The following is a 16,182-nucleotide window of genomic DNA, read 5'->3' on the forward strand; positions in this document are numbered from 1 at the left end:
AAAAGTCAGCTCAAACGCTGATGCAGGTGGACCGACACTTCTTCGCCTGCCGCGCTCTTACCGATCGCCTTGCACAACGCAACCCTCAGCGGCAGCCAATGCGATCCGTCACCTGAGGGCATCAATGTCGCTTCGAACGGGTGCTCGCCGTCCAGCGTTCCGACCACCTTGACTGCTCGCCGAGTCCCGAGCAGTTCCGCAGACCCCGGCACGGTCAGAAACGTCGCGAATGCGCCGTCCTTCTCGATGGGAGAGGTAAACGAATAGTCGAGCGGTTGCGGAGTCTTCGTCGCGGCCATACAGCTCCCCTTCGGTGGTGAAGTTTCCTACTCTGCAGCGAGTAAGACGTCGGTATCGAAGCAGGTGTGGGTACCGGTGTGGCACGCGGCGCCTTCCTGATCGACGATCAGAAGCACTGAATCGCCGTCACAGTCGAGGCGAACTTCGTGGACGTACTGGGTGTGGCCCGACGTCTCTCCCTTGACCCAATACTGCTGACGTGAACGCGAATAGTACGTTCCCTTACGGGTTTCCAGCGTGCGAGCAAGCGCCTCGTCATCCATCCACGCGACCATCAACACGTCGCCCGTGGACTTTTCCTGCGCAACTGCGCTGAACAGTCCGGCATCATTTCGCTTCAGTTTTGCTGCAATCGCGGGGTCAAGACTCATAGGACGTTTATACCGTCCCACACCCCCACCTGCGGAATCCGCCTGAAGAAATCCAACGACGATCGCCGTAAAATAGACGTCAAAGTTCTGAACTCGTAGTTTCGATCTCCCGCGAAGGATCGCGCACGATGAAGAAACACCACGACGGACCACACCCCGAACACACGTTTCACCTCGAAAGCCCGGCAGCCGGCACCGTCCATCCGCGCCATGTTGTGGTCGGCATCGGCAGCGAACCGTCGAGCGGCCATGTGCTCGACTTTGCACTCTCGCTGGCCCGCGCGGAAGATGCATCGCTTCACGTCGTTCACTGCATCACTGCCGAGGACCAACCCGTGGAAACCGATTCGCCCCAGTTCGAGAAACGCCTCAATTCCGCCCTGTCCTCCCAGCGTGAGCGCATACTCGCCGCACTAAAATCTCACACCGGCGATTGGACATACGACTGCAACCACGGAGATCCCGCAGCCGTCATCCTGTCGACGGCGGAAAAACACGACGCGTTCACCATTGTGATCGGGACACCTCGACGAGGTCCGATTTCCGCGATGGGCCAGTTGGTACACAGTTCTGTTGCCGCACGCCTGAACCGCCAAAATCGATACCCGATTGTCCTGGTTCCCGCCGGAGTGAAATCGACGACGTGGACGCGTAAGTCAGCATAACTATCAGCGCTGACCTCGAACTTTCAGGTTCACTACCCTCCCGAGCGAATGCTGCCGCCCGACGATTACGCGGATCTCACCTACTCGAATCAGACAGGCCACAACCGAATTGCCATTGATCAATCCGTCACCAGGAACTGCAATTGATTACTGGTGAATATGCGTGTGTAAATTCCGTCCAATAATGCCAAAGGCAGTCATGAAATCAATATCTGTGCATCGCAAAACATCAAGTTGTTCAACGTAATTCAGTTGATCCGACCCACGCCCCTCAGTGAGTCGACGTTTTGCTGTTCCTGCGCCGCGGCGTTGTCGATGCACTTCTGGAAGTACGCGCGCATGCCATCGACTACCGTGATGTGACTTTCCAATGCATTGACCAATGAGTCTGGACTACCAAATGCCTTTCCCTCAAATTTACCCTGCAGTGCACGCCCAGAATCCAGTGTGCCGAATCCTCCGAGTCCTTTGAGGTGTCGAGCTCTAACGATCAATCGACGATACTCATCGATGAGCACCTCGCACGCGGTGACTATGGGTTTCGCGACATCAGTGTCGATACTCAATTCCGATCCAGAATTGGACACTCATACCTCTCTCAAAATTGGTAATTCTCAGTTGATACAAAGCTTCGGACAACTACGGGAGTAGCCGAACTACCGTTTGCGCTACCCGTTCGACAAAGACACATGGCTTCTCGTCTTGCGGCATGCCAAATTTGGTATCGATTCGAATCATTGCGGTGGACTGCTCTGTTGCAAATACCAAATTGCATGCCGACATCCGCTACATCCGAGAAGATTAGAACTTCACGTCCCGCAACACTCGCACTCCTGAAATCGCGATACTCAGGGTTCATCTTCACGTCTTCAATCGTGTATGCCGTTGATGTGAGACCCAGATAGTATTCTGCTCCGAACCACGAGCAGACGTTAAATCCCTCAATATGCGCATTGAAAAGGTCGGCCTCCTGAGTGCCAGGATCGACGCCCAGTTTCAACAGGTCATCTTGACTGAGAACCGCGCACGGATCGAACATTCCGATCGAATCGACAGGGTAGGCCTCGCCCTCAACCGTCGAGGAACATCCCCCGAGTAGGGCGATCACTGAAACCGACAGACAAGCGCCCCACGCCCTCATAGCACTCCCCTATCGACAGGCTTCACACATTTGGACGCACCGGAGAAGCAGTCGGTTCCCGCCCGGCCGCATCCATTGCAATCCGTCACGCGCTCCAGTGTTACGAGGGGTGCTCCAGCTCGCGCGCGGCGAGTTGCGAGCGTGAGGTGAAACCGAGCTTTGTCAGAATGTGCTCGATGTGCCGTTGAGTTGTCCGAACCGAGATCGCGAGCTTATCCGCGACGGCTTTGTTGTCGAGGCCGACAGCGACAAGATCGGCAATCTGTTGTTCACGCGCACTCAATCCGGCCGCCTGGCCGGTAATCGACGGATTCTCTTGCAGCGCAAAGGCTACGGACTCGTGAAAGTCCAGTGAGTGCCCTTGCATTCGCGCATTGCGAAAAGCCCGGCCACCAAGCGCACGAAGGGTTTCCTGCTCGCATCGCTGTCGGTAGTTTCCCAAGCTCGGGAACAGAACCGGCGAACTGTTCACCATGTCGACGATCACTTCCGCGGCGCCCATCAGGACAACGGCGCGCCGTTCGTCGTGTTCGGCGCCGGCAATCCATGCGAGTGCGTCCAGGCACACCGTCGCGGTGAGAGGCTCGTCGACGCGTTCGGCAATACGCAATGCTTGTTTGACAAGGTCGGCTGCGTAGGCGAGATCTCCTTTACGCCAGACCGCAACGCCCATCGACCACAGTGAGTAGGACCGGTACACCGATTCGCCGGTGCGTTGCGTGATCGCCAGGACCTGCTCGTGGCAGGAGATGGAGCGGTCCGTCTCACCGTTGGCTTCGTACGCCATTCCGAGGGTGTTCAGAATCCACACCCGCAAGGCGAGGTCATCGCCGGTGCCGACCAGGTCCAACGCCTTCCTCAGGTAGTCGCACGCGCGCTCGGAGTCACCGCGAAACAGTTCGAGGCAACCTTGTGCTTGGATCACTCGCGCTTGCGAGGTCCACTCGTCGAGATGCTCGGACAAGTCGAGATGCTCGAAAACATCCAGGTTCTCGGACAGCTCGACGGCTTCGGCAACCCGCCCGGTCGCGACGTCGAGCGCACCCTGAATTTCGGCGAGCACGCTACTGGCGCACAGGGCTTTGATTCTGTCTGCGGTCGGATACCGGAGATCGATGGCCAGAAGGTGGTCGAGCCAGTAGCGCCCCTCGCTGAACAGTCCACGCGAGAGCCAGAACGGAAACAGCGCGCCCGCGATCTGCAGACCGAGTCCGTCGTCACTGTGCGTCGACTCCGCGTAATCCATCGCCTCGCGGAGATTTGATTGTTCTCTCCCTAATCGATCGATCCAGTCTTTCTGCCGGGCACTGATCCATTCGGTTTCCGCTTCCAACACCATCTTTCGGTACCAGTCACGATGTTGCCGCCGCAACGAACCGTAGTCGCCGGATTCTTCCGCTTTCTCTCGGCCGTAGTCGTGGAGCGTGTCGAGCATCCTGAAACGCACGACGGTTTCCGACTCTTCGCGAATCAGGATCGACTTGTCGACCAGCGAGGCCATCCCGTCGAGCAACTCGTCTGGGCTGTGATCGCCGCAGCAAATGCTTTCCACTGCATCGAGTTCGAAGCCGCCGGCAAAAACGGATAGCCGTGCCCACAGCTGTTGTTCCCACCTCGTGCAGAGATCGTAACTCCAGTCGATGCACAATCTCGACGTCTGTTGGCGGGACGGTGCATTGCGGCTACCGAGTGTGAGTAACTTGAACCGGTCGGTCAACCGATCGAGGATTTGTTCGACGGACATCGAACGCAATCGGGCCGCAGCCAGTTCAATGGGTAGGGGTAAGCCGTCGAGTCGCCGACAAATCCGCGCAACCGTAGCCTTGTTTCCCTCAGTCATCTCGAATCCAGGCAGTGCCGCGGCGGCCCGATCGGTGAACAGCGTGATCGCGTCGAATCGAGACAAACTGTGAAGTGACGTTTCGAGGTCGGGGGCGGGCACGGACAACGGCGGCACCCGAAGAACAGTCTCACCACCAATTCCGAGTGGTTCTCGGCTGGTTGCCAGAATGCGAAGGTCCGGACACACGCGCAGAAGAAACGTGACCAGGTCAGCTACTGCACTGACCAGGTGTTCGCAGTTGTCCAGCAACAGCAGCACGTTCCGGTTGGCCAGAAAGTCAGCCAATACGTCTTCAAGGGGGCCGGTACGATCTCTGATCCCCAGCGAGGACGCAACAAGATCGGCGAGCAACGACGCGTCTTGGAGTTCGCCCAGTTCGGCTACGGAGACTCCGTCGTCGAATTTCTGTCGCAGATCCGCGGCGACTCGGACAGCCAGCCGGGTCTTTCCGACTCCACCGACACCCGTCAATGTGACCAGCCGGGATTCGAGAATCTTCGCCTTCGTATCAGTCAATTCCCGCCGACGCCCTATGAAGCTGGTCAATTCCAACGGCAGGTTGCCGGGAGGGGGTGTGGAGGCGACAGACACCGACGACACCGCACTTCTGCTGCTCGCACTGTCGGAATCCCGTTGAGTCGGTTCCCCCGATTCGGTTGTCAGGAGCGCCATATCGGTGACGGGAAACCCTTTGGCGGACTGGATCTGTCGAAGTTCTTCGCCGAAGTCGCGGGCAGAAGCAGTCCGCCGAAGTGGGTCGGCATTCATCGCACGCTCGATGGCGACGGACATCCCTTCCGGGATTCCGAGTTCACGGAGGTCGGGAATCGGCTCGGTCGTGATACGCAAGAACTGTGCGATCAATTCCTCCCCGCTACGACGCTGGAATGCCGCATGCCCGGACACTGCGCAGAACAGCGTTGCACCAAGACCGTAGATATCGCCCGCAACACTGGGTGGTTCGCCGCTGAGAATCTCGGGTGCCGTGAACGCCGGTGATCCGGTTACGGTACCGGTGGACGTTTCGAATCCGCCCACAATGTGCGCGATCCCGAAGTCCGTGATCGCCGGCTCACCGTAATCGGTGAACAGGATGTTAGCCGGTTTGACGTCTCGGTGGAGAATCCCGAGTCGATGAGCGCTTTCGATGGCGCCGGCTATTTTCACTCCGAGTCTGAGAGTTTCGTTCAGCGACAGCGGACCTGTTGAACGAATTCTTGTTTCCAGCGATCCTCGCGGGTGATACGGCATCACGATGTAGGGGTGACCGCTTGCCGTAGTGCCGACGTGCAGAACGTTGACGATGTTCGGATGGCCGGTCAGCCTCCCCATCACGTGTTGTTCACGGACGAAGCGAGCATCGTTGTCCTGTTCAACGCTCGCGGTGAGGACCTTCACTGCCACAATGCGGTCCAAGCGCGGCTGCGAACAGCAGTAAACGACACCGAAGCCTCCGCGCCCGATTTCGCGGGCGTCCTCCAGCCCCGACATCTCCAACTCGGAGACGACGTTCGAAGTGTCGTGCGCCGTGCTGAACGGATCAGCACGCTGCGTACCAAACGGATCGAGTTCCGACATCAACCTTGCACCAACCAGCCCTCCCCGAAGATTCGCTGGCACTGATCTCGAGAAGTCCAAAATCAGGATATCCCTTTTTGGCGCGACGCACCGCCGCCGCCAGTCACAAGAGGCTCAGGAGATCGAATAGTCCTCGAGAGGAAAGCGCTTCGCCTCGACAAATGCGTTGCGCGTCGATGTGGGCCGCAAGATCGCCGCCTCACCGTGCTGGTTGAAGTAATAGCTTCGCGCGGTCTGGCAACTGCCGCCGTAGAACACGGAGTCGGCCAGGTTTTCGGTCATTCGGTCGAGAAACTCGGAGTTGGCTGCCTCGGTGACCTCGAAGGTGTCTGCGCCTCGCCGCTTCAGCTCACCGAACAGTCGCTCCATGTGCTGCATCTGCGATTCGATGGTCGTGAAGTACGACAGTCCGCTGTACGAATACGGGCTCGCGAGGGTGAGAAAGTTGGGGAAATGCGGGACGGACACTCCCTCGTATGCCTGGAAACGGTTGTCACGCCACCACTTTCCGAGATTTCGGCCCTCACGGCCGATAACCTCGATAGCCGGGAAGTTGACATCCCACAGGTTGAACCCGGTTGCCAACACCAGGGTGTCGATCTCGGTCTTACGCCCGTCGACCGTGACGATACCGTCGGCGGCAATGTGATCGATCGACGCCGTCTCGAGGTGAACGTTACGTTTGGTGAATGTACGGAAGTAGCTGTTGGAGAACGTAGGTCGCTTGCACCCGAAGTCGTAGTCCGGAGTGAGTTGCCTACGCAGTGCCGCGTCGCGGACCTGAGACCGTAGGAAGGCACGCGATGCTGCCGCGGCGCCCTTGTTGAGCAGCTTCACCTGCTTGTAATGCAGGACAGCGCTCACCATGATCATTTCCAGGATTCCAGAACTGACCGCGCGCGCGATCCTCTGTGTCAACGGAATTCGAGAGAAGAGTTTCTGAACGGCCGACGGAATGGGCACGTCCAGCTTGGGAACCACCCAGATCGGCGTGCGCTGATACACGGTCAGATCCGCGGCCTGTCGTGCAACCTCGGGAATGAGTTGCACTGCAGTAGCACCGGTTCCGATGATTGCGGTCTTCGTTCCGGCAAGATCGTACGAGTCATCCCAGGCCGTGGTGTGAATGATCTTGCCGGCAAATTCATCGATGCCGGAGATGTCCGGTCGGTGCGGCTGGGAGAGAAAACCCGTTGCCGTCAGTAGATAGGTCGCCGTGATCGCAGGCTGCCCGTCCACGGACACCACCCAGTGCGCCTCGTCCTCGTCCCACCGCGCGCCGTTCACCACGGCGCCGAACGTCATATGCCGTCGTAGATCGTATTTGTCTGCGACATGGTCGGCATACTTCTTGAGTTCCGCCCCCGGCGCGAAGAGCCTCGACCAATGGGGATTGGGCTCGAACGAATACGAGTAGGTGACAGACGCGATGTCGACCGCCAATCCGGGATAGCGATTGACGTGCCATGTTCCGCCCAGGTCATCCTCGCGCTCGAGAATCGCCAGGTTGTTCAGGCCCAGCCGCTTGAGCTGAATGGCTGCGCCCATTCCACCGAAGCCCGCCCCCACCACTACTGCGTCGTACTGCACTGCCATCAGATCGAATCCCCTCGTGAATCGCACATCAGAAACTGACACGTCATTCCGGTATGGAAAACGGTATCATCTTCAGCGTGACCAAGGCCATAACCCGAGCGGAGCGAAAAAAGGCGGAACTGCGCCGCGAGATCATCGACGCATCGTTCGAGTGCTTTGCCCAACGCGGCTATCACGCCACGGGGATCGCGGACATTGCAACAACTCTCGGCATCGGCCACGGCACGTTCTACCGATACTTCGAGAACAAACGCGACATCATCGATCACGTCATCGACGATCTGATTGCCAAGATCATCACCGCACTCGCCACCGACAATGCGCCGGACGCGGCAAGCACCTTGGACGAGTACCGCGCCCAGGTAGCGCGCATCGCAGACGCACTCCCCCGCATTTTCTTCGACGACCCCCGGATCCCGCGGGTACTGCTCTTCGAGACAACGGGTGTCGACGCCGACCTCACCGGCCGCATGCTCGACCTACTCGACCAGGCTGCCGCGCTGACCGCCGGATATCTCCGTCACGGCGTCGAATGCGGATATCTCCGCGCCGACCTCGACATCGCGAACACGGCACAGGCCGTCAACGGAATGATGCTGGCCAGCGGCATTCAAGGACTGCGAGCGGAGTCGTCCGTGGACTGCACCGCACTCAACCAGGCGATCACCCGGATGATGTTCGACGGAATCCGAGCAGATAACGCCTAACGGACGACAATTCCCTCGGCGCGCATAGCGTCCTTGACCTGCGGGATGCTCAGATCACCGAAGTGGAAGACACTGGCCGCGAGGACTGCGTCAGCGCCGGCTTCGACTGCGGGCGCAAAATGCTCGACCAGACCGGCACCGCCGCTGGCGATGACCGGGACGTGAACAGCGGCGCGGACAGCGCGGATCATCAGCAGATCAAAACCGGCTTTGGTGCCGTCGGCGTCCATCGAGTTGAGCAGGATCTCGCCGACGCCCAACTCCGCACCGCGCTCGGCCCACTCGACCGCGTCGATGCCGGTGCCGCGCTTACCGCCGTGCGTCGTGACCTCCCAGCCGGACGGAGTGTCCGGCTGGCCTTGCGGCACGGTTCGGGCGTCGACGGAGAGGACGATGCACTGAGAACCGAAACGCTCACTCAATTCCTTGAGCAGTTCCGGGCGCGCGATAGCTGCGGTATTGACGCTCACCTTGTCGGCTCCGGCCCGCAGCAGACGATCGACGTCCTCGACCGTACGCACGCCGCCACCGACCGTCAGCGGAATGAAAACCTGCTCGGCAGTTCGACTTACGACGTCGAGCATCGTGCCACGATCAGACGTCGACGCCGTCACGTCCAGGAAGGTCAGCTCGTCTGCGCCCTGGGCGTCGTACGCTGCGGCCAGCTCGACTGGATCACCCGCGTCGCGGAGGTTCTCGAAGTTGACACCCTTGACCACTCGCCCGGCATCGACGTCGAGGCACGGGATCACACGAACTGCGAGGGTCATGACGTTGGTCCTCCTGAGGACGAAGCGCGCGGATCACCGAGCGATGTAAGGATGTCGAGAATTTCACCGTGCACACCGGGAGCGGCAGCAAGTACCGAACCCGATTCTACGGTCCACGGATTGCCGGCCAGATCGGTGACCACCCCACCTGCTGCGCGCACTAGTGCGACCCCCGCCGCGTTGTCCCACGCATTGTGCCCGTAGACGATAGCGCCGCCCAAAATGCCTGCCGCAGTGAAGGCCAGATCCACGCCGGTGCTGCCGTGGATACGGATGCGAGACGACACCTTGCTGATTTCAGCGAGCACCTCGAGGCGATAACTGCCGGGAATTCGTCCACGACTCTTCGCGTTGAGCGCACCCAGAGCGACGATCGACGACGCCAGATCGGTGGACTCCAGCGGCGGAACCGCAGTGCCGTTCACCAACAACGGACCGCCGGCCTTTGCCGCGTAGGTATGGCCGATCAACGGCAACCAGGTCAATCCCAGGACCGGAACACCGTCGTCGAGTAGTGCGAGCAGCGTTCCGGCTTGCGGGAGCCCGGCCGAGTAGTTGAACGTGCCGTCGATGGGATCGAGGACCCAGACAAGCCCTGATTCGATGTCCGGCCCGCCGAATTCCTCGCCGTGTACCTCAATCCCGGTGCGGTCGAACAACTCCGACGACAACCGCTTCTCGAGTGCAAGATCTACCTCGGTGGCAAAATCGCTCCAGCCCTTGCGGACCGCACTGGGCGAGCCCACACCGGATACGAACTGATCGTGAACTCCGTCGAGCAGCCCACCGGCAATCGCGAGGAGTTCGTCGAGGTCACGCGGCGGGGTCATCAAGCGAATCTAACCGGAAACTGCAGCAAGTGCTTCGGGAAGGGTGAAGCGGCCGGCATACAGCGCCTTGCCGACAATCGCACCTTCGACGCCCTGATCCACCAGGCTGGAGATGGCCAACAAATCGTCGATGGTCGAGACACCACCGGACGCAACGACATGAGCGTCGGTGACAGCGCACACCTGGCTCAGAAGTTCGAGATTGGGACCGGTGAGGGTGCCGTCCTTCGATACGTCGGTGACGACGTAACGCGTGCAGCCGTCACGGTCCAGGCGAGCGAGGGTTTCCCAGAGGTCGCCGCCGTCGGTGACCCAGCCGCGACCGCGGGTGCGGTACTGACCGTCGACCAGACGCACATCGAGGCCGACGGCAATCTTGTCGCCGTACTTGGCCAATGCACGCGCGCACCACTCGGGATCTTCGATAGCAGCGGTACCGAGGTTGACGCGGGCACAGCCGGTGGCCAGTGCAGCTTCGAGGGAGGCGTCGTCACGGATTCCACCGGACAACTCGACTTTGACCGTCAGGTCGCCGATGACGCCTGCCAGCAGTTCGCTGTTGGATCCGCGGCCGAAGGCAGCATCGAGGTCGACAAGATGTACCCATTCGGCGCCGTCGTTCTGCCACGCAAGGGCGGCGTCGCGCGGCGACCCGTAACCGGTCTCACTTCCCGCCTCTCCTTGCACGAGGCGAACAGCTTCACCGTTGACAACATCCACAGCAGGCAAAAGGACCAGGCTCACGTGCGATAACCCTAGTCGGTCAGGACCCGGAACCGTGTGTCGGGTCTTGATCACCTTCACCGAAGGCTTTCCGGGTCATCCGCTTGGATACGACGCCCATCGCCGCGATAGCCGCGGCAACCCCGACTAGGCCGATGACGAGCCCCACGACAGGCGTCGGATCTGCCAGAACCACGACCGCCGTCGTGACTGCGAGAACAGCCACGGCGGCGCCGAGCGAGAACAGCGCAAGACGAGCCAACGAAAAGTTGTCTCCGCTGTATTTGCCCGAAGGCGGGGTCACAAACTCTGCACCCAGTTGCTCAGCAGTTCAGCACCCGCGTCGCCCGACTTCTCGGGGTGGAACTGCGTTGCGGACAACGCACCGTTCTCGACGGCAGCGAGGAACTTTCCGCCGTGATCAGCCCAGGTGAGTTTGGGTGCGGCGATGTGCTCGGACGGCGGCAGTTCCCAATTCTGCACACCGTACGAGTGCACGAAGTAGAAGCGCGTGTCGGCGTCGATGCCCTTGAACAGGGTGCTGGACTCGGGTGCTTCGACGGTGTTCCAGCCCATGTGCGGCAGAACATCGGCCTTCAACCGCTCGACAGTGCCGGGCCATTCACCGCAGCCCTCGGCTTCGACGCCGAATTCGACGCCGCGCTCGAACAGAATCTGCATGCCGACGCAGATGCCCAGAACCGGCCTGCCGCCGGCAAGGCGCTGACCGATGATCCGCTCCCCCCGAACCTCACGCAGGCCCTCCATGCACGCCGCGAATGCGCCGACGCCGGGAACGACCAAGCCGTCTGCGGCCAACGCCACCTTGGGATCGCTGGTTACCTCCACCTGTGCGCCGGTGCGCGCCAATGCGCGGGTGGCCGAATGCAGGTTGCCGGAGCCGTAGTCGAGGACGGCAATCGTGGAAGCGCTCATGCCCCAACTCTATCGGGCAACGTCGGCGCCGATTACTTCGCCGCCTGCACCCGAATCCGGGATCGGCTCCCAGCCCAGCGCTGGACCCAGCTTGGTCGCCATGTCGGTCAGTATCTGCACGTAGTCCGAATGATCGAAACTGAACGGCAGAGCAAACGCTACTTCGTCGACGGCACGGAACGCCGCGTTTTCATAGAGCATGTCGGCAATCTCGTCCGAACTTCCGACGAGATCGGGGGCGAACATCATGCGCGCTGGTCCCTGAGGTTCGCTCGTGCGGGCGAGCCTGCTGTCCGCATAGTCACGATACTTGCGGATCTGCTCGTTCGACGCGGTGTCCGTGGGGATGACAACGAGGCCTTGCGACACCCGAGCAGCCTCACCGGCGGGATGATGTTCACGGAACCGCTGAATGTGCGAGTACTGAATCTCGTCGAAATCCGTCGATTCCTCAGCCCTCACCACACTGCTCACCAGTAGATTCAGTCCGGTCATTCCAGCCCACTCGGCAGACCGTAAACTCGCTCCGCCGTACCACATTCGACTTCGCAGACCAGGCGAATGCGGTTGTACCCGATCGGAGAACTGCTCGATTCCCTCCGTGCCGCTCCACCCGGAGACAGGTTTTCCTTCGACCGCCCGAAGGAGCCGATGCACACGTTCGTAGCTGAAATCCTCGACATCGGCCGTATCCGGATAGAGCGCAGCCTTCACCCGTTCGTACTGCATCGGCGGACCGACACTCACGCCGGGATTGACGCGACCGCCGGAGAGGATGTCGACGGTTGCGAAATCCTCGGCGAGACGCAGTGGGTTCTCCCACCCCAGGGGCGTGACCGCTGTCCCCAACGAGATTCGTCGAGTGCGCTGCGACGCCGCGGCCATGACCGCTATCGGCGACGAGATTCCGAACTGCAGGTGCCGGTGCCGCAGCCACGCACTGTCGAATCCGAGCTTCTCTCCCAGCTCGATAATTTCGAGAGTCGACTCGTGACCGAGTTCGGGCCGATGCTCGTCGAAGAGACCGATCGTCAGAAAGCCCAACTTCTGCAGCGGTACCGAACGTGTGGGCATGAAATCTCCTCAGTGAACAAAACTCTGTGATCAAAACCAATGGTGCTCCGCATCGCTCGATAACTCAGCGCACCGGGCCCAGCCGTTGTTCGGCTGGGCCCGGTGCGGTCGTCGATGTCAGCGAGCAGACGCCTTCTCTCGTTCCGCCGGAATCGCAAGACCGAGATTGTCCCGCAATGTCGTTCCTTCGTAATCGGCGCGCAGGGCACCACGATCTTGCAAGAGCGGGACTACCTCGTCCACGAACTCGTCCAAACCTGTCGGTACCAAGTGCGATCCGATGATGAAGCCGTCCGAACCGTCGTTCTGGACAAACGAATCGATCTTCTCGGCCACTTGCTGCGCTGTCCCGACGATCGGGCCGCGTTCGAACTGATCGATCACCACTTCACGCAGTGTCAGCTTCTTGCTCTCCGCGACGGCGCGCAACCGCTCCACCGTCGCGAACCTGTCCTGGTGAATAAACGCTTTGCCTTGAATGATGGGCGGTGCTTCGGGATCCGGCGCGATGTCGGGCAGCGGACCTTCGGGGTCATAGGCCGAGAGATCGCGATTCCAGATCTGTTCGAGCAGGATCAGAGCCGTCTGGCCGGTCACCTGCTGGTTGCGAATGTCGCGATACTTCTCGATCGCATCCGCCTCGGACGTCCCGAGGACAAAACTCGCAGACGGCAGAATCTTGATCTCACCCGGCTCGCGTCCAGCTGCGACGGCGCGTGCCTTGATGTCGCGGTAGAACTCCACGGCGTCTGGTAGATCGCCGTAGGGCGAGAAGATCGCATCGGCGTTACCGGCAGCAAAATCGCGCCCCTGTGGAGATACACCGGCCTGCAGGATGACCGGTCGGCCCTGGGGGCTCCGCGGCACCGTAAATTTTCCACTGACATCGAAATGTGATCCGTGGAAGGCGAATTCACCGGCATCGGGTCGAGCGAGGAATCGGCCGGAGTCCTTGTCCGCCACAATGTCGTCACTGCGCCACGAATCCCACAGTTCGCGGACGAGCGCGAGCGTCTCTTCCGCACGCTCGTATCGCTGCGAACTATCCAGGTATCCGCCGCGGCGGAAGTTCTGCCCGGTGAACGCGTCGAAGGACGTGACAACATTCCACGCCGCGCGGCCACCGGACAGCTGATCGAGTGTCGCGAATTGACGAGCCAATTCGTACGGTTCGTTGAACGTGGCATTGATGGTGCCCGCCAGTCCCAGATGCTCCGTGACCGCGGCCAACGACGCTAGCACCGTGAACGTATCTGGCCTACCGATGATGTCCTGGTCGAATACCTGCCCCGCGCGTTCACGCAGTGCGAGGCCTTCTGCGAGAAAGAAGAAGTCGAACTTGCCCCGCTCCGCCGTCCGTGCTGTGTGTTCGAACGAATCGAATTCGATCTGGCTGCCCGCCTGCGGATCCCACCACGCCGTGTGGTGGTTCACCCCGCCCAGGTAGGCACCCAGAATGACCTGCTTACGCTGCTGAGAACTCATGATCGGTTTCCTCTCGTTCAGGCAGCCGGAGTACCGGCGGCGTAGCGGTTGGGGACATCGGTGGGCAGTCCGAGCACTCCGCGCAGGTTTTCCTGCGGATACTCGGTCCGGAACACGCCGCGGTTCTGCAACTCCGGGACCAGCCGGCCCGAGATTGCGTCGAGATCGTCCACCGCGACCCCGGGGCGCAAACGGAACCCGTCGATTCCCTTCTCCTGCCACGCGATCAGGAGATCCGCCAAGGCTGAGACCGATCCGGCAAAAATGTAGGCATCTGACCGGTATTCGTTGCCGGATAATGCATCCAGCCGATCAAGGCGATCCTGCCCCGATTCGCCGTCCGCGTCGAGGAATACGACGACGTCCGCGTACACACGCAGCGCCTCGCCCCGACGCCCGACGCGTTCCTGCGCCGCGTTCACCTCACCGATGATCGGTGCGACCTGCTCGGCGCCTGGTGGCGTCACGAAAACCAGATCAGCTGCCCGAGCGGCTAATTCGTAGGCAACGCGCTGGTGCGCCAACGCGGTGACGACAGGTTGCCCCTGCGGAGGCCGCGGCGTGATCGATGGTCCCCGAACGGACAGATACTTACCTTCGAAATCGATGGTGTGCACCTTGTCTCGATCGATGAAGCGCCGCTGCGCCACGTCACGGATCTCGGCGTCGTCCTCCCAACTGTCCCAGAGGCGCCGCACGATATCCGCGGCCTCCGCCGATTCGTCGAACAGATCCCGCACGAAATCCGGAAGCACACCCGCGACGATCGACTCCCGGTCCTGCTCGCTGAGCTCCGGAATCGATCGTCGCCCGAACTGTCCGGACTCGAGTGCCGACGCCGAGACCTTCACCTGCCATCCCGCTCGACCACGTGAGGTGTAGTCCAGTGTTGCAACAGCTTTGGAGACGTGGAACGGCTCGGTATGCGTCGTAGTGACGGTCGGAACCAAACCGATGTTGCGAGTGACCGGCGCCAGCCTCGCGGCCACAAGATGCGCGTCCAGCCGGGCACGAACCTGATCGACACTGTTGTCAACCGGCCCGAAGGGATGCGCAGTCGGCACGGAGAGGCTGTCTTCGATGGTCACGAAATCGAGCAACCCACGCTCGGCGGTGGTCACCAAGTCTGTCCAATACGACGCGCTGAACAACTCACTCGGGCGCGAGTGGGGTTCTCGCCACGCAGCGGGATGCCATCCGGCGCCGTCCAGCGCGACGGCTAGGTGGAGAGGGAAGGTTGACGTCATCAGGCGATACTCCTGTTCGAGGACTACTCGGGAGCGCGCAGTGTCGGCCGCGAAACCACCAGCACCTTCGCTGCTGGTTCGTGCCACGACTGCCGCTTGCGACACACACCGCGTGTGCCGCCAGGTGTGATTCCGGGGCACCCCATCGGCATGAAGGGTTGCCGTCCAGCTAGCCGGTCCTTGTTGCTGGAGCTCTGCACCTGTCGTCGAGGTTACGAAAGCCCGGACGCGCCGGCAATCCAACCGCATCACCACGCACTTCCCGAAAGCCGCCCTACCTCAGACGATCACAGGCTGAACAGTTTCATTCTCGACGATTCGAAGTAGTCCGCGGCAACGTCTGCGGGCGGATCATGCCCGCGATGCAGATCCTTGTCGACGTTCGATCGTCAGCAGTGTCTGCACGATTCTCTCTGCAGCCGCCGCCGGAGACAGCGCTGTCGTATCCAGGCGAAGTCGAGCGCCGGGCCACGGCTCGTAGACCCGCGTTCGGACAGCCTCCCACTGCGGGAGTTCGAATCCCGGAATGTCGATCACGCGCGTTTCCACGCGCCGCTGATGCGTAGCCGCATCGGCGCAGAACAGTTCGATTTCCAGGATGTCCGCGCCGGACGACGCAGCCACGCCCCGCCACGCCCGACGCGTGATCTCGATCGGGTTGACGCACTCGACAAGTACCCGATTACCCGCCCGTAGGAGGTCCCGCGCTACGGCATAGCCGACGCGATACCCGGATTCATTCGGGTCTCCCGATCGCAACTCCCCTGACTCGCGGAGTGCCTGCTCGATAGTGTCGATCCGAACGTAGGCAAAGCGCGCCCGCTGTTGGAGTTCTGCTGCAACGGTGGATTTTCCGGTTGCCGGGAGACCTCCGAGGACGACCAGGGTGCGATGGGACACTGGTCGATCCTACGGA

At 60.9% G+C, this 16,182-nt stretch carries 17 protein-coding genes and 1 riboswitch; of the genes, 2 read left to right on the plus strand and 15 right to left on the minus strand.

The features are described from left to right. Positions 1-5 precede the first annotated feature (5 nt). Positions 6-299, minus strand: a complete 294-nt coding sequence (locus FFI94_RS17530; protein ID WP_138868962.1) for a DUF1905 domain-containing protein — start codon at positions 297-299, stop codon at positions 6-8. Positions 300-326: 27 nt separating this feature from the next. Next, complete coding sequence (gene hisI, locus FFI94_RS17535; RefSeq protein ID WP_033230902.1) at positions 327-671, minus strand: phosphoribosyl-AMP cyclohydrolase; 345 nt, start codon at positions 669-671, stop codon at positions 327-329. A 128-nt stretch (positions 672-799) separates the two neighbouring features. On the opposite strand from hisI, the gene FFI94_RS17540 reads away from it, so the two are divergent. Beyond that, positions 800-1,336 (plus strand): universal stress protein, encoded by a 537-nt coding sequence (locus tag FFI94_RS17540; RefSeq protein WP_138868963.1) that lies wholly within the window; start codon positions 800-802, stop codon positions 1,334-1,336. Between the two features lie 248 nt (positions 1,337-1,584). Here the strand turns inward: FFI94_RS17540 and FFI94_RS17545 are convergent, their stop codons facing one another. The 4 genes from FFI94_RS17545 to FFI94_RS17560 all read right to left on the minus strand — a co-directional run bounded on the left by FFI94_RS17545 (position 1,585) and on the right by FFI94_RS17560 (position 7,494). Continuing rightward, complete coding sequence (locus tag FFI94_RS17545) at positions 1,585-1,902, minus strand: hypothetical protein (protein ID WP_260684177.1); 318 nt, start codon at positions 1,900-1,902, stop codon at positions 1,585-1,587. Positions 1,903-1,934: 32 nt separating this feature from the next. Further along, the gene (locus FFI94_RS34760; protein WP_138868965.1) at positions 1,935-2,477 is read right to left on the minus strand and encodes a DUF3558 family protein; all 543 of its coding nucleotides are present in this window, start codon (positions 2,475-2,477) and stop codon (positions 1,935-1,937) included. A gap of 100 nt (positions 2,478-2,577) precedes the next feature. Further along, on the minus strand, positions 2,578-5,898 hold the full coding sequence (locus tag FFI94_RS17555) for a protein kinase domain-containing protein (protein ID WP_138868966.1): 3,321 nt from the start codon (positions 5,896-5,898) through the stop codon (positions 2,578-2,580). Between the two features lie 114 nt (positions 5,899-6,012). Then, positions 6,013-7,494, minus strand: a complete 1,482-nt coding sequence (locus tag FFI94_RS17560; protein ID WP_138873248.1) for an NAD(P)/FAD-dependent oxidoreductase — start codon at positions 7,492-7,494, stop codon at positions 6,013-6,015. A gap of 77 nt (positions 7,495-7,571) precedes the next feature. Here FFI94_RS17560 and FFI94_RS17565 point away from each other — a divergent pair, with 77 nt between their 5' ends. Then, entirely contained in the window at positions 7,572-8,201 is a 630-nt protein-coding gene (locus FFI94_RS17565) for a TetR/AcrR family transcriptional regulator (protein ID WP_138868967.1), read from the plus strand. On the opposite strand, the gene hisF is transcribed toward FFI94_RS17565, so the two are convergent. From hisF to FFI94_RS17610, 9 genes are all read right to left on the minus strand, one after another. Beyond that, positions 8,198-8,971, minus strand: a complete 774-nt coding sequence (gene hisF, locus FFI94_RS17570) for an imidazole glycerol phosphate synthase subunit HisF (RefSeq protein ID WP_033230908.1) — start codon at positions 8,969-8,971, stop codon at positions 8,198-8,200. The two genes, FFI94_RS17565 and hisF, sit on opposite strands and share 4 nt — an antisense overlap. Further along, entirely contained in the window at positions 8,968-9,801 is an 834-nt protein-coding gene (locus tag FFI94_RS17575; RefSeq protein WP_138868968.1) for an inositol monophosphatase family protein, read from the minus strand. The genes hisF and FFI94_RS17575 overlap by 4 nt, the downstream gene beginning before the upstream one ends. Positions 9,802-9,810: 9 nt before the next feature. After that, on the minus strand, positions 9,811-10,545 hold the full coding sequence (gene priA / locus FFI94_RS17580; protein ID WP_045070169.1) for a bifunctional 1-(5-phosphoribosyl)-5-((5-phosphoribosylamino)methylideneamino)imidazole-4-carboxamide isomerase/phosphoribosylanthranilate isomerase PriA: 735 nt from the start codon (positions 10,543-10,545) through the stop codon (positions 9,811-9,813). A gap of 19 nt (positions 10,546-10,564) precedes the next feature. Then, complete coding sequence (locus FFI94_RS17585) at positions 10,565-10,828, minus strand: hypothetical protein (RefSeq protein ID WP_138868969.1); 264 nt, start codon at positions 10,826-10,828, stop codon at positions 10,565-10,567. After that, positions 10,825-11,460, minus strand: coding sequence for an imidazole glycerol phosphate synthase subunit HisH (gene hisH / locus FFI94_RS17590; RefSeq protein WP_033230912.1), 636 nt, complete (start codon positions 11,458-11,460; stop codon positions 10,825-10,827). Before hisH ends, FFI94_RS17585 begins: the two co-directional genes overlap by 4 nt. Before the next feature lie 9 nt (positions 11,461-11,469). Next, positions 11,470-12,534, minus strand: a complete 1,065-nt coding sequence (locus FFI94_RS17595) for an LLM class flavin-dependent oxidoreductase (protein WP_138868970.1) — start codon at positions 12,532-12,534, stop codon at positions 11,470-11,472. Between the two features lie 117 nt (positions 12,535-12,651). Beyond that, entirely contained in the window at positions 12,652-14,019 is a 1,368-nt protein-coding gene (locus FFI94_RS17600) for an NtaA/DmoA family FMN-dependent monooxygenase (protein ID WP_138868971.1), read from the minus strand. 17 nt (positions 14,020-14,036) lie between these two features. Then, positions 14,037-15,371, minus strand: a complete 1,335-nt coding sequence (locus FFI94_RS17605; RefSeq protein ID WP_397495455.1) for an LLM class flavin-dependent oxidoreductase — start codon at positions 15,369-15,371, stop codon at positions 14,037-14,039. Further along, positions 15,354-15,467, minus strand: a riboswitch (SAM riboswitch). Its footprint overlaps the gene before it by 18 nt. A gap of 150 nt (positions 15,468-15,617) precedes the next feature. Continuing rightward, positions 15,618-16,166 carry an AAA family ATPase gene (locus FFI94_RS17610; protein ID WP_138868972.1) on the minus strand — a complete coding sequence of 183 codons (549 nt, stop codon included), beginning with the start codon at positions 16,164-16,166 and terminating at the stop codon, positions 15,618-15,620. Positions 16,167-16,182: the final 16 nt, after the last annotated feature.

Source organism: Rhodococcus sp. KBS0724, assembly GCF_005938745.2.
Lineage (GTDB): Bacteria > Actinomycetota > Actinomycetes > Mycobacteriales > Mycobacteriaceae > Rhodococcus_F.

Excerpts from the sequence above, each read along its gene's own strand:
- FFI94_RS17530 (WP_138868962.1), bottom strand. The coding sequence starts at position 299 with ATGGCCGCGACGAAGACTCCGCAACCGCTCGACTATTCGTTTACCTCT.
- hisI (WP_033230902.1), bottom strand. The coding sequence starts at position 671 with ATGAGTCTTGACCCCGCGATTGCAGCAAAACTGAAGCGAAATGATGCC.
- FFI94_RS17540 (WP_138868963.1), top strand. The coding sequence starts at position 800 with ATGAAGAAACACCACGACGGACCACACCCCGAACACACGTTTCACCTC.
- FFI94_RS34760 (WP_138868965.1), bottom strand. The coding sequence starts at position 2,477 with ATGAGGGCGTGGGGCGCTTGTCTGTCGGTTTCAGTGATCGCCCTACTC.
- FFI94_RS17555 (WP_138868966.1), bottom strand. The coding sequence starts at position 5,898 with ATGTCGGAACTCGATCCGTTTGGTACGCAGCGTGCTGATCCGTTCAGC.
- FFI94_RS17560 (WP_138873248.1), bottom strand. The coding sequence starts at position 7,494 with ATGGCAGTGCAGTACGACGCAGTAGTGGTGGGGGCGGGCTTCGGTGGA.
- hisF (WP_033230908.1), bottom strand. The coding sequence starts at position 8,971 with ATGACCCTCGCAGTTCGTGTGATCCCGTGCCTCGACGTCGATGCCGGG.
- FFI94_RS17575 (WP_138868968.1), bottom strand. The coding sequence starts at position 9,801 with ATGACCCCGCCGCGTGACCTCGACGAACTCCTCGCGATTGCCGGTGGG.
- hisH (WP_033230912.1), bottom strand. The coding sequence starts at position 11,460 with ATGAGCGCTTCCACGATTGCCGTCCTCGACTACGGCTCCGGCAACCTG.
- FFI94_RS17595 (WP_138868970.1), bottom strand. The coding sequence starts at position 12,534 with ATGCCCACACGTTCGGTACCGCTGCAGAAGTTGGGCTTTCTGACGATC.
- FFI94_RS17600 (WP_138868971.1), bottom strand. The coding sequence starts at position 14,019 with ATGAGTTCTCAGCAGCGTAAGCAGGTCATTCTGGGTGCCTACCTGGGC.